11 protein-coding genes are annotated in these 13,873 nt (G+C 57.8%); all 11 read left to right on the top strand.

The features are described 5' to 3' along the window. Nucleotides 1-55 precede the first annotated feature (55 nt). The 11 genes from ACOKCT_RS13405 (at nt 56) to ACOKCT_RS13455 (ending at nt 13,853) form a co-directional block, all read left to right on the top strand. The gene (locus ACOKCT_RS13405) at nt 56-1,705 is read left to right on the top strand and encodes a ShlB/FhaC/HecB family hemolysin secretion/activation protein (RefSeq protein WP_236560492.1); all 1,650 of its coding nucleotides are present in this window, start codon (nt 56-58) and stop codon (nt 1,703-1,705) included. Then, entirely contained in the window at nt 1,705-2,253 is a 549-nt protein-coding gene (locus ACOKCT_RS13410; protein ID WP_420193562.1) for a toxin-activating lysine-acyltransferase, read from the top strand. The genes ACOKCT_RS13405 and ACOKCT_RS13410 overlap by 1 nt, the downstream gene beginning before the upstream one ends. After that, entirely contained in the window at nt 2,246-10,801 is an 8,556-nt protein-coding gene (locus tag ACOKCT_RS13415; protein ID WP_420193563.1) for a hemagglutinin repeat-containing protein, read from the top strand. The genes ACOKCT_RS13410 and ACOKCT_RS13415 overlap by 8 nt, the downstream gene beginning before the upstream one ends. Further along, nucleotides 10,788-11,042 carry a hypothetical protein gene (locus ACOKCT_RS13420; RefSeq protein ID WP_103180829.1) on the top strand — a complete coding sequence of 85 codons (255 nt, stop codon included), beginning with the start codon at nt 10,788-10,790 and terminating at the stop codon, nt 11,040-11,042. The genes ACOKCT_RS13415 and ACOKCT_RS13420 overlap by 14 nt, the downstream gene beginning before the upstream one ends. A gap of 103 nt (nt 11,043-11,145) precedes the next feature. Further along, nucleotides 11,146-11,349, top strand: a complete 204-nt coding sequence (locus tag ACOKCT_RS13425; protein ID WP_103180830.1) for a hypothetical protein — start codon at nt 11,146-11,148, stop codon at nt 11,347-11,349. Further along, nucleotides 11,289-11,444, top strand: coding sequence for a DUF6966 domain-containing protein (locus tag ACOKCT_RS13430; RefSeq protein ID WP_371816560.1), 156 nt, complete (start codon nt 11,289-11,291; stop codon nt 11,442-11,444). The genes ACOKCT_RS13425 and ACOKCT_RS13430 overlap by 61 nt, the downstream gene beginning before the upstream one ends. Before the next feature lie 152 nt (nt 11,445-11,596). Then, the gene (locus tag ACOKCT_RS13435; protein ID WP_420193564.1) at nt 11,597-12,079 is read left to right on the top strand and encodes a hypothetical protein; all 483 of its coding nucleotides are present in this window, start codon (nt 11,597-11,599) and stop codon (nt 12,077-12,079) included. Between the two features lie 106 nt (nt 12,080-12,185). Next, nucleotides 12,186-12,647, top strand: a complete 462-nt coding sequence (locus tag ACOKCT_RS13440; protein ID WP_420193565.1) for a hypothetical protein — start codon at nt 12,186-12,188, stop codon at nt 12,645-12,647. Between the two features lie 107 nt (nt 12,648-12,754). Continuing rightward, nucleotides 12,755-13,090, top strand: coding sequence for a hypothetical protein (locus tag ACOKCT_RS13445; RefSeq protein ID WP_420193566.1), 336 nt, complete (start codon nt 12,755-12,757; stop codon nt 13,088-13,090). Between the two features lies 1 nt (nt 13,091). Then, on the top strand, nt 13,092-13,481 hold the full coding sequence (locus ACOKCT_RS13450; protein WP_420193567.1) for a hypothetical protein: 390 nt from the start codon (nt 13,092-13,094) through the stop codon (nt 13,479-13,481). Between the two features lie 15 nt (nt 13,482-13,496). Further along, nucleotides 13,497-13,853: a hypothetical protein gene (locus ACOKCT_RS13455; RefSeq protein ID WP_420193568.1), complete on the top strand. Its 357-nt coding sequence runs from the start codon at nt 13,497-13,499 to the stop codon at nt 13,851-13,853. Nucleotides 13,854-13,873 lie beyond the last annotated feature (20 nt).

The raw sequence follows: 13,873 nt of genomic DNA on the forward strand, positions 1-13,873 counted from the left end.
TTGCTTACACAGCACGGATTCGCCGATGAAAGCCCGACATAATATTGCCCTGATAATGGCGACAGCCTCTGGTCTGTCTTTAATGGTCTCTGCCCATGCGGCGCCACCCGATAATCAATTTATTATTCAGCAGCAGCGCCAGAGAGCATTAGAGGAGCAATTAACCCCGCCGGTCCCGGATGTGCGCCTTTCAGAACCGTCATCCGGTTTTGGTAACATTGCCTTCCCGACCGAAACGCCCTGTTTTCCGATTAACCGCGTCGAGCTAAGCGGCGAGGAGGCCCTGCCCCACTGGGTGCCGTTGCAGCGTATTGCGGACCAGGCGCAGGGGCGCTGTCTGGGCGGCAAGGGCATTAACCTGCTGATGAGCACCCTGCAGAACCGCATCGTCGACCACGGCTGGATCACCACCCGCGTGCTGGCCCCGTCGCAGGATCTGAAGAGCGGCACCCTGAAGCTTGCCATCGTGCCGGGCACTATCCGCCACGTGAAGCTGACCGAAGAGAGCGACGACTATATCCAGCTCTACAGCGCCTTCCCGGCTCACGAAGGCAACCTGCTGGATCTGCGCGATATTGAACAGGGGCTGGAAAACTTACAGCGCCTGCCAACGGTTGAGGCCAGTATGGAGCTGCTGCCGGGGGAAAACCCGGGCGAGAGCGACGTGGTCATCACCCGCAAGCAGAGCAAAATGTGGCGTATCGGCCTCTCGCTGGACGATGCCGGGACCGAAACCACCGGGCGCTACCAGGGCGGCGTGACGCTGTCGCTGGATAACCCCTTCTCGCTGAGCGATCTGCTCTATGTCTCTGCCAGCCACGATCTGAACGACAAGGGCGGCAAAGGGAGTAAAAACGTCACCGCCCACTACTCGGTGCCGTTTGGCTACTGGATGCTGGGCGTCACCGGCAGCGACTACGACTACCACCAGACCGTCGCCGGGCTGAACGAGGATTATCGCTACAGCGGTAAAAGTAAAAACCTCGACATTCAGCTCAGCCGGGTGCTGCACCGCAGCGGCTCACAAAAAACCACCTTCTCTTACGACGTGCTGGCGCGGGAGACCCGCAACTATATCGACGATACGGAAGTGGGCGTCCAGCGCCGTCAGACCGCGGGCTGGCGCATCGGGCTGGATCATCGCCACTACATCGGCCAGGCGACGCTGGATGCGGGCATCAGCTATCAGCGCGGCACCCGCTGGTTCGGTGCCCGGCCTGCGCCGGAAGAGTACTGGGGCGATGCCACCGCGCTTGGCAAAATTACCCTGCTGAGCGCCCAGCTCGATCTGCCGTTTGCCATCGGTACGCAAAACTTCCGCTACAACGTGCAGTACCTGCGTCAGATCAGCAACACGCCGCTGACGCCGCAGGATCAGTTCGCCATCGGCAACCGCTGGACGGTGCGCGGCTTTGACGGCGAACGCACCCTCAGCGCCAGCCACGGCTGGTACGTGCGTAACGATCTGGCCTGGCGCACGCCGTTGCCGAACCAGGAGTTCTATCTGGGCGCCGACTACGGCGAAGTGGGCGGTTACAGTTCCGATCTCCAGGTGGGTAAACATCTGGCGGGCGGCGTAGCGGGCCTGCGCGGCAACGCCTTTAACACCGGCTACGACCTGTTCGCCGGGACGCCATTCTCGAAGCCGGACGGCTTTGAAACCAGCGATCTGACGCTCGGCTTTAACCTCAACTGGAGCTGGTGATGCGCGTCGGAGATCTGGATATCAAAGCGCCGCTGATCCTCGGCGGTGAGGAGAGCGAGGCCGAAGTGCTGGGCGCCACCGTCTGGCTGTGGATGCACTCCCCGATGCACCGGGATGCCCCGTTGCACGCCCTGCCCACCCTGCTGCTGCCGATCATCAAGCGCCGCCAGTACGTGCTGGTGAGCGAAAACGACCGCCCGGTCTTTTTCCTCAGCTGGGCCTGGCTGAACGAGGAGGCGGAAGTCCGCTACCTCACCCGCCCCGCCATCGAGATGCGAGAGGCGGACTGGGACTGCGGGGATCGGATCTGGTTCTGCGACTGGATCGCCCCCTTCGGCCATACCGCCGCGATGTATAACCTGATGCGTCGCGATATCTTCCCCGACCACGTCTGCCGCGCGCTGTATCACCGCGGCGCGGCGCGTGGCAAGCGCGTAATGCTGTTCCACGGCAGCCGCGTCAGCCGTCAACACGCCAGAGAGTGGCAACAGAATCACCCGCTCACCGTGAGCCTGCCGGAAGCGTTTAAAGGAATGAACCATGAATAAGAACCTGTACCGAATTGTCTTTAACAAAGCGCGCGGCATGCTGATGGTGGTGGCGGATATCGCCCGCTCCGGCCGCGCGGGTTCGTCCCGTTCTTCCGGCATTGGCCATACCCACAGCCAGCTTATCGGCAAGGTGAGCGCCTTAAGCTTTAGCCTGTGGCTGGCGATGGGGGCCGTGCAGACGGCGCAGGCCACTATCGTGGCCGACGCCGGTGCGCCAAAAAACCAGCAGCCAACGGTCATCAACAGCGCCAACGGCACGCCGCAGGTCAATATCCAGACGCCATCTGCTGCGGGGGTGTCGCGTAACAACTACACCCAGTTCGACGTGGAGAGCAAAGGGGCGATCCTCAACAACTCGCACAAAAACGTGCAGACCAACATCGGCGGCATGGTGGCGGGCAACCCGTGGCTGGCGAAAGGCGAAGCTAAAGTGATCCTCAACGAGGTGAGCTCCCGCGACCCGAGCAAGCTGAACGGCATGATCGAAGTGGCCGGTAAAAAAGCCCAGGTGGTGATCGCCAACCCGTCAGGCATTACCTGTAGCGGCTGCGGCTTTATCAACGCCAACCGCGCCACCCTCACCACCGGTCAGCCGCAGATGAAAGACGGCGCGCTGACCGGGTTTAACGTCGAGCGCGGCGAAGTGGTGGTTGAAGGCGCGGGGATGGACACCTCTGGCGCGGATTACACCGACATCATTGCCCGCTCGGTGAAGGTTAATGCCGGGCTGTGGGCCAAGGATCTGAAGGTCACCACCGGGCGTAACAAGGTGGATGCCGCCCACGAGACGATCGAAAAAGGCAGCGACGATCCTGCCACCCGTCCGCAGCTGGCGGTGGACGTGGCCAGCCTCGGTGGCATGTACGCAGGCAAAATCCGCATGGTCGGCACCGAGAGCGGCGTCGGGGTACGTAACGCCGGGGCCATTGGCGCCCAGGCGGGCAGCGTAACGATCTCCGCTGACGGCCGCATCGAGAACAGCGGCACCCTGCGCGCCGGCGACAGTGCCAGCCTGCAAACCGCAGGGGAAGTGCACAACAGCGGCGTGATGACCGCCGCGAATAACGTCCGGGTGAACGCGGCCAGCTTCACCGGCAGTCAGCAGAGCGTGCTGGCCGCCGGGGTGAAAAGCGACGGCAAGCTCGCCGATGCGGGGGATCTGGAAATCAGCACCCGCGGCCAGCTGAGCGCCCACGGGCAAACCCTGGCGGGCGGCAATCTCAGTGCCAGCGGCCAGGGGGTGGACGTCAGCGGCAGCCAGACCCAGGGCAAACGCGTGCTGCTGGACGGCGGCGCGGAAGGCGTGAGCACCGCCAGCGCGAAGGTCAACGCCAGCGAACTGACTGTGCGTACCGGCAAAATGCTCAATAACAACGGCGGCACGCTGGGGGCGGAGACCATCAGCCTCAGCGCCCACGACCTCAGCAACCAGAAAGGCAACATCGTGCAGCGCGGCGGCAGCACCCTGGCGGTAGACCTGCCAGGCGCCCTCAATAACCAGCAGGGGCAGATTGGCGCGGCGAACGGCGTGCAGCTTAAGGCCGGGACCCTCGACAACACCGCCGGGCAGATCGTGGCGGTAGCGGGCAACACCCGGCTCGAGGCCGGGAGCGTAAACAATCAGCAGGGGTTGATCTCAGCTAGCGCGGGTGACGGCGAGATTGCCAGCCAGCAGGCGGTGAACAACGCCAAAGGCCGCATTGAGGCGGCGAAAACCCAGCGCATAAGCGCCGCAAGCCTCGACAACCAGCAGGGGGTGATTGTCGCCGACGGCGCAACCCTGGCCCTCAACGGCGGCGCCCTGGATAACCGCGACGGCGCCCTGCTCTCTCAGGGCTCCCTTAATCTTGAGAGCGGCGCGCTGAATAACCAGCGCGGCTTCCTGGCGAGCGAGGGCGATTTTAGCCTGAGCGCGGGGGCTATCGACAACACCGACGGGCAGATTGGTGCGAACCGGACGTTGACCGCCGGGTTCGACACCCTCGCCAATAACGGCGGCGCACTGAAATCGGTCGGGGCTATGACCCTCAGCGGCGGCCTGCTTGATAACAGCCAGGGGACTACCTTCTCCGGCGAAAGCCTGAATTTCAACGGCGGCACGCTGAATAATACGTCCGGGCAGCTTGCTGCGACAGGGAGCCTGTCACTGGGCACCTCGCAGCTCATCAATAATAAAGGCGTGCTGCAGGGCGACGGCGTGGCTGTCACCTCTGGCACGCTGGATAATAGCGCGGGCACCCTGAACAGCCTGGGGGCGCTGAACCTCTCGGCGGACAACGTGAATAACCAGGCCGGCACCCTGGCGGCCAGCGGCGCGGCGGAGATCGCCGCCACCAGCCTGGATAACCGCAACAATGGACGCATCATTGGCGAGGCCGATACCGCCCTGCATACCGGTAACCTGCAAAACGGCGGCGGAGAGATCCAGTCGGTGGGCGACCTGCTCCTCGACAGCGCCCAGGGTGTGGTGGATAACGTCTCCGGGCTGATCCGCAGCGGCAAAAGCGTGACCCTCACTGCCCTGGAATTTGTTAACACCAGTACGCTCGGCGAGAACCAGGGGCTGGAGGGCCAGAGCCTGGCGCTGAACACCGGGAGTCTGGATAACCAGCGCGGCAGTATCCTGGCGAATAACACCCTGAGCATCAATAACAGCGGCGTGCTGAACAACGGCGCGGGGGTGCTGGCCTCGGGTGATACCCTGGATCTCAGCGGTAGCGCCCTGAATCTGCTGAACGCGGACGGCACCCTGAAAGCGGGTAAAGCGCTGCGCGTGGAGGCTCAGTCTCTGGATGCCAGCGGCCAGCTGCTGTCGCTGGGGGATATGACGCTTCACAGCACCCGCGGCGTGAACAACAGCGGCACTACCCTCGCCAACGGCAACCTGACGTTCACCACCGATGGCGATCTCACCAACAGCGGCCAGCTAATGGCGGGCAGCGCCCTCAACGTGCAGAGCGCGAATCTTAATAACCTCGCCAGCGGTGAAATCAACGCCGGCAGCACCACCCTGACGGCCCGCGGCACGGTACGCAACACCGGCCTGATCGACGGGATCGCCACCCGCATCAACGCCGACACCCTGACCAACACCGGCACCGGACGGATTTACGGCGATGCGGTGGGGGTAAATGTGGGTACCTTTAACAACCTCGCCGAAAACGGCACCGCAGCGACGCTGGCCGGGCGCGAGCGCGTCAACCTCGGCGTGCAGACCCTGAACAACGCCGACCACGGCCTGATCTACAGTGCGGGCAGCATGACCATCGGCGGCGCGCTGGATGATAACGGCGCCGTCACTGGCCGCGCCGGGACCCTCAATAACCACAGCTCGACCATTGAATCCGCCGGGGATATGGCGATTGCCGCCGGGCAGATCAACAACATCAACGACCACTTCTCCACCGAGGTGGTGCGGGTGTCGCAGGAAGAGCTCACCGACTATCAGCACACGGGGTCAACCAACCGCTGGAGTTCGACAGAAAAAGGCGTCTGGGTGGATGACAACTCTTCCGACGGACTGCGTAACCTGAATACGCCAGAAGACAGCGGCGCAAATAACGACAACTTCAACCAGTACGACTACACCCGCACCATTGACGAAACGCGCATCAAAGAGAGCGACCCGGCGAAGATCCTCGCCGGGGGCAACCTGCTGCTGACCGGTGACAAACTGTTTAACGACAAGAGCCAGGTGATTGCAGGCGGCACCCTGGCAATCGACCAGCTGGGCAGCGTGCAGAACGAGGACGTGCCCGGCAAGCGTTACACCACCGATGAAGGCACCGTCACCCACTACTACCGTATTCGCCACAAGGGCGACGATGAGCAGGGGCGCGACCGCACGGCATATACCCCGCCCACCACCATTCAGGACATCTCCCTGAAGCCGGGCCAGCTGATCAGCAACGGCAGCGTCGAGGGCAGCAATCTCAGCATCACTCCGCTGGTACTACAGGGAACGGACGTGACCATTGGCCAGGCCGCCGGGGTGAAACCCGCCCCGCAGCAGACCGTTTCGCCGGGCGAGCCGGTGACCCCACCTGCCGGACAGCAGTTTGAAGTGACCCCGGCCGACGGTGCGATCCGCATTATCGGCCCCAACACCACCCTGCCGGACAACAGCCTGTTCAAGGTGAACCCGTCGGCGGAGGTGCCGTACCTGGTGGAGACCGATCCGCGCTTCACTAACGAGCGCCAGTGGCTCGGCAGCGACTATATGCAGGACGCCTTTACCGCCGATGGCGACAACACGCTGAAACGGCTGGGGGATGGCTACTACGAGCAGCGCCTGATCCGCGAGCAGGTGATTGGCATCACCGGCCAGCGCTACCTGGATGGCTACAGCAACGACGAAGAGCAGTACAAGGCGCTGATGGATCGCGGCATCACCTTCGGCAAGCAGTACGACCTGAAGATTGGCGTGGCGCTGACGCCAGAGCAGATGGCGCTGCTGACCGGGGATATCGTCTGGCTGGTCAACACCCGGGTGAAGATGCCGGACGGCTCCACCGAGAACGTGCTGGTGCCGCAGGTCTACGCCAAAGTGAAACCGGGTGATATCGACGGCTCTGGCGCGCTGATTGCCGGGAACAACGTCTCCATCAAGCTTAACGGCGACCTGTTTAACCGCGGAACCCTTGCCGGGCGCAAAGTCCTGCAACTGGACGCCGACAACATCACCAACCAGACCGGGACGATTCAGGGGGCAGACGTCAACCTCAACGCGCGCACCGATATCAACAATATCGGTGGTGCCATCGTGGGTGACAACAGCGTGCTGGCCAGCGCCGGACGCGATATCAATCTCACCAGCACCACCCTCAGTGCCGACAGCGTTAACGGCGAGAACCGCTTCGCCCGCACCACCATCGACAGCGTCTCCGGCATCTACGTGCAGGGCGACGACGGCAAACTGGCGTTGCAGTCCGGGCGGGATATCACTCTGACCGGCGCACAGGTGATCGCCAGCGGCGAGAACGGCAAAGCGCAGCTGGTGGCCGGGCGGGATATGACCTTCAACGATCTCCAGACCGCCAGCCGCGATAGCCTGGTGTGGGATGGCGACAACAGCCTGAAACAGGGCCAGACCAACAGCATCGGCAGCGAGGTGACCGGCAAAGGCGACGTGACCCTGGCCGCCGGGAATGACCTCAACGCCCGCGCCGCTGCCCTCTCCGCCGGGCAGGCGCTGAACGTCAGCGCCGGGAATAACCTGACCCTGACGGCAGGCGAAAACAGCCAGGATCTGGACGAACGGCACAAAGTGGTGGGCGGTAACGGCTTCCTGTCGAAAACCACCACCACTACCCGCGACCAGATCGCCCGTCAGACGGTGCAGAGCAGCGAGCTGAACGGCGACACGGTAAACCTCACCGCCGGAAACGATCTCACCGTGCGCGGCAGCAACGTGGCGGGCACGGGGGATGTGGCCCTGCTGGCGGGCAACAACCTGAGCGTGGAGACCCAGGCCGAACGCAATAATGAGCTGCACCAGAAGCAGGAGAAAAAATCGGGGCTAATGAGCTCGGGCGGGATCGGCTTTAGCGTCGGCACCCGGAGCATCAAAACCACCGACACCGGCGCGGACGCGACCCAGGCGGGCAGCACCGTCGGCAGCGTCGACGGCGACCTGACCCTGCGGGCGGGGGATCGCCTGACGGTGAGCGGCTCCGACCTGGTGGCCGGTCAGGACATGACGCTCACGGGTAAAAACGTCGACATCACGGCGGTGAACAACCGCAGCCAGCAGACCCATGAGGTGGAGCAGAAAACCTCCGGGCTGACCCTGGCGCTCTCCGGCACCGTCGGCAGCGCGCTGAACAGCGCCGTTGAGGCCTCCCAGCAGGCGAAATCCTCCGGCAGCAGCCGCATGCAGGCGTTGCAGGGCGTGAAGGCCGCGCTCTCCGGCGTGCAGGCTGCCCAGGCCGCACGCATGGACCAGGCGCTGGGGGCAGACAAATCAAACACCAATACCGTGGGCATCAGCCTCTCTTACGGCAGCCAGTCGTCGAAATCGACCCAGTACAGCGAGCAGAACACCGCCCAGGGCAGCACGCTTAACGCCGGGCGCGATCTGAGCGTTGTCGCCACCGGCAGCGGCGCGCGTGGCGTGGACGGGGATCTGACTGTGGAAGGCAGCCAGCTGAAAGCGGGCAACGATCTCACCCTCGCCGCCAACCGCGATCTGTATCTGCGCTCGGCGCAAAACACCCAGCTGCTGGATGGCAAAAACGAGAGCAAGGGCGGCAGCGTCGGGGTGGGCATCGGATACGGCTCCGGCGGCGCGGGCATCAACATCTCCGCCAGCGTCAACCGCGGCAAGGGTAACGAGAGCGGCACCGGCACCACTCACAGCGAGACCACCGTGGACGCGGGCCGCCAGGTGAATATCCTGACCGGACGTGACGCCACCCTGACCGGGGCGCAGGTGAGCGGCGAAACGGTGAAAGCGGACATTGGCCGCAACCTGACCCTCACCTCCGAGCAGGACAGCGATCGCTACGACTCGAAGCAGCAGAACGCCAGCGCGGGGGGCAGCTTCAGCATCGGCTCTATGACTGGTTCGGCCAGCGTCAACCTCAGCCGCGACAAGATGCACAGCAACTACGACTCTGTGGTGGAACAGACCGGGATCTTCGCCGGCAAAGGCGGCTACGACGTCACCGTGGGCGAACATACCCAGCTCAACGGGGCGGTGATTGGCTCAACGGCTACCGCCGATAAAAACCGTCTCGATACCGGCACCATTGGCTTCAGCGATATCGAAAACCGCGCCGACTTCGAGGTGGAACACCAGAGCGTGGGGATGAGCACCGGGGGCAGCATCGGCAGCCAGTTTGCCGGGAATATGGCGAACGGCCTGCTGGTGGGGGCCAACCGCGACGGGCATGACAGCAGCACCACGCACGCCGCAGTATCGGACGGCACCCTGATTGTCCGCGACCAGGATCGTCAGGTTCAGGATGTCAATCAGCTCAGCCGCGACGTGGAGCACGCCAACCAGACGCTCTCCCCTATCTTCGACAAAGAGAAAGAGCAGGAGCGGCTCCAGCAGGCGCAGCTGATCGGCGAGATTGGCAATCAGGTAGCGGATATTGCCCGCACCGAGGGGAGCATCCGCGCCACCAACGCGGCGAAAGAGAAGCTGAAAAACGTCAACGCGCAGGATCTGCAGGAGGCGAAAGCGGCGTGGGAGAAAGCCAACCCGGGCAAAACCGCGACTCTTGAAGACATTAACAGCCAGATCTACCAGACAGCGTATAACGACGCGCTCAGTGCCTCCGGCTTTGGCACCGGCGGGCAGTATCAGCAGGCGATTCAGGCGGCGACGGCAGCGGTTCAGGGGCTGGCCGGGAGCGATCTCAGTGCCGCTCTCGCGGGCGGTGCTGCGCCATACGTGGCGGAGGTGATTGGTCACTACAGCGGTCTGAACGACGCGGGCAAAGTCGCCGCCCACGCGGTGGTCAACGCTGCGCTCGCCGCCGCCCAGGGCCAGGACGCGCTGGCGGGCGCCGCCGGTGCCGCCACGGGCGAGCTGGTGGGGATGATCGCCACCGAGATGTACGGGAAACCGGCCGACGAGCTGGACGAAACCCAGAAGCAGACGGTTTCTGCGCTGGCGACGCTGGCGGCGGGCTTGTCCGGTGGACTGGTGGGCGACAGCTCTGCGTCTGCTGTGGCGGGGGCGCAGGCGGGTAAAACGACGGTTGAGAATAATTTCCTTGGTTCTACATCTTCAGACAAACTTGACAAAGCCGTTGAGAAAATTAAGAACGGTGATAAGTCATTAGCAACTGCCAATGAGCTAATCAAGCTGGAAAATGCCGACAAACGTAGCGATGCACTGGTTTCTAAATTTACTAAAGATCCATCACAGATGAGCAGCAATGAACGGGCTGAATTGGCAGGTTACTTACGTGTTTACGCATCAGAGATGGAGAGGGAATACGGTTCTGCTGTTTCGCAAGAACTGGTCAAAGGTTTGCTCTCCGGACAGGATTACATGAAACGTAACCCTGACTCTGAGGCCATGTCTAAGGCTCAGACAATCATGAATACCTGGGGCTACCATAAATCGAATGCCAGCATTGGCGACGCACCTGTCATGTTCGGGGGCAGCGTGCTGGGCATTACTGTGAAAGGTATGGCCGCTAATGCTGCAATTGGTATTGGAGTAAATACGGGTGTGCAACTGGCAGGAAAGGATCCTTTCAGTTATGTGGACGCAATCATGGCGGGAGTAACAGCCGCAGCAACAACGGGGAAAGGTATTCTGGTTTCAACTCCTATAAATATGGGTGGTGCGGCAATAGGTAGTAGTATTAAAGGTGAAGATCCAACTAACTCAACTATTGGCGCCGGAGTTGGCTCTCTATTTGGTGGTGGTATTGGCAAAGTGGCAACCGAGCAGCTAAAACCTGTTATAAAAGAAGGTAGTGCTGAAATAATTGGAGCAGCTACGGGGGCCACTGTGGGAGAGGTTTCCGGCAATAAAGTTAAAGATAAACTTGACAATGCAGGAAAGAAAAATGGAAAAAATTAACATTAAGGATTTGGTTAAACTGGTTTGCATATGTGTAAGCATATTGTTTATTGCGGTAGTCATCGGCTATCTAATCGTTTCAGTAATCGTTTATTTTAAAATAAATGTATTTGAGTTCGATTGGAGAGAAGCTTTCAGTGATGCCTTAAGGAAAGGTATCGCTGGCGGCTTAATACTTGCTTTCGGCATCTGGATTAAAGCCAGGTTACAAGAGCGTAAAAAGAAAAAAAGAAGCAGATAAATAAGCCAACAACAATCTCAGCCAGCAGACTGGGATTGTTGTTGAGAATAGCGCCCCTGGCGACATCGCCACGGGGTAAGTGCCCGGTAAACCCACCGAGCAAATGGCCGAAGAACAGGTGAAGGTATTGACTATCGAGAAAACGACGCTAATCGTAGAGAAAATGCAACGCATGGCTACTTTATTAGAATTAGGGGGTTATGCCGAATGGTCAGTAGTATTTGTAAACTGGCTAAAAAATATGAGCTGGAACCTGATGATACCAAACACATTTTTCTCAATCTCTATGGTGGAATGGGATCTCTAAACGATCTCGTACTGTATAGAAACGGAAAGGTTTTGATGAGTGAGAACGATGAACTCGATCAGCTCAGACGCGACCTGTTTAACCTTCTTTCCTGAACAAAAATTAAGGTAAGGTGATTATGGCTGGAAGGTTGTATTTGGATGTGAATTCGCTCTGTCCCGATGACGTGGCCAGGATGATGTAAATTATTTCTGCTTCCTGAACAATGAACGAAACGATTATCGACGGTGACGACAGGGGCCTTTAAATGACGAATAAATCAGTTAACCAATTACGGGCAGGATTAGATCTCTACCAGTCAAACGGCTATGTCGAATCTAATTCATTTAACGATCCGAATGATGATGCTCTGGAATATCTGGGCATGCTGCTCGTGGAAGAACAACCCACGGCGCTAAAGTATTGCCAGAGATTTTTGCAGCAGTCCCAGGCCAATGATGAACTAAAATCAGCCGCACTTGATTTTTTACTACTGTCCAGTGAATGGAGTTTCGCGTATCAGTATCTTTATAGCCAGGCGGAAAGACTTTCTATCCCGGAACTTGAAAAGGCGTTTTTTTATTTTTATTGTGATAAAAACGAAGCCGAACCTCATCCCGTTCCCGAAGGGCTATTCACAAAATTGTTAGCACGATACGAGATTGTTAAGAATGAGCCCGATGCTTATTTTTATCATCTTCATGAAGCCTATAATGACTTTGTTGAAACACTTTCTGATAGGCGTAATTGACTTTAAATTGCCTGGCACTTTGTTAGCGGAATTTTGGCTATAAATTTGTTCTTTAACAAACAAGATATATTATAGTTGAGAAGTACACGCCAGATGGGGTTATAAAATGACAGTGGAATGGGCTAGTTTTATAGATGTTCTTGGTGAAAGGGAAGATTCTATTGGAGTTAACAACCTGTGTCATGCTATCGGTGAATCCCCGGTTATATCAGCTGATGCTGGCGAATATAATGATCCGGATGGAAAAACAAAGTACTATAAATTTTACCACTCGGGTATCGAGATGGGGTTTCGGAAAGACTGCTTAAGTCATATTCATTTTTACTTTGGCTATGAAGATGAATATTCACCGTTTACAGGTAATTTCATCCCTGGAATTGAAGCGGGAATGGACAGAGCATACATTACAAAATTGCTTGGAAAACCCACTTTGGCTGGCGAAGGCAAAGTCGACATGCTCCTTGGAGGGATTAATGGATGGTCAAAGTATGATTACGGGAACCACTCAGTACATCTTCAGTACAAGGAGCATAATCATCTGTGTCACGCAACGTTAATTAAAAATTAAAACACAATGATTTGTAACGATTTTAATCAAATTTTAGCCCGAATCGGTGTATAACGATTACGGGCACAAATATTGCCCTCTTTGAGCAAATTTATCTGTCAGGAGGAATGATGCGCGAATCCCAGGATATTTATAATGACATTGGTGCGGTATTGCTTTCGATCGCGCCTGAGGATGCGGTAGAAATCATTCTGAACGCAAAGTTAGAACCTGAAAGCGACTGCGGTGAGTTTACTTATGACTATGTCGATAAACAGGGAAACCAGCATTGGGTTACTGAAACAGCAGATGCCAGTGAAAGACTTTTAGATCTTTTGGTCGAACTGAGGAATTTTTTCGTTGATAACGTTCAATCACTCGAAAAGCCTTTCTGGCAGGGCTGTGAGGTAACGGTAAACGTTGAAACACTCAGGATTAATATTGACTTTAAATATGATAACTAACATGTCAAAATTTTTGGAAAAACTCTTATCCGGTTGCGGCGGTCAATTTTGTCTAAAAGAAGATGGCATATACACGTTTGATCCTGAGACGTGCTTATTTGATTATCTTGCACCAGATATCAATGAATGGTGTAAACAAATCCTTGAAGACTATGATGTCTTAACGGGCTACCCACTGGCAAACGCGTGGCAGAAGAAGTATGGTTCAATACCAGCGGGCTATCGCCTGGTTCCCAAAATTCCGTTTGTAGTGGGTGGCGAATATGAGCCAGATAAACTTTATTTAGAAAAATCGACAATAGCAATGAAAGCGAGAGCCAATTTTGCATTACAAATAAGAGACGTTCCTGATGGTAGCAACGTTCAGCTAAGGTTAATTGACAAGGACTAATACAGGGAGCCGCAAATGAAAATATATCCAATCCTTTTCTGTTTCACACTCAGCGGCTGTGTTGTTGGCAATATGGATTCAACCGACTATCAATACGTGCGCTATGTGCAAACGTTTCAGAAGCCAGGTGCTGGCGGTTACACCGATAATGAACAGCGTAAAGCCGATCTCTATAGCTGTGGCGTACCTAAAAATGCCAATCTTGATGATGGTAGCTGGAACGGTGGTAGCGCCCGCCCGGAGCAAACGCTTCAGGAGATCGTTGCCAGGAACGAAAAAATTTCAGGCTGTATGAAAAGTAAAGGCTACAAGGTGTACGGTTACGATGCGTGTGGCCCACTTAAAGCGCCGACCGGCCTTTGCCCTAATTAATACGATTTGTCACCCCAGGA

It is taken from the genome of Leclercia sp. M-A074-M (assembly GCF_965195605.1).
Classification (GTDB): Bacteria; Pseudomonadota; Gammaproteobacteria; order Enterobacterales; family Enterobacteriaceae; genus Enterobacter.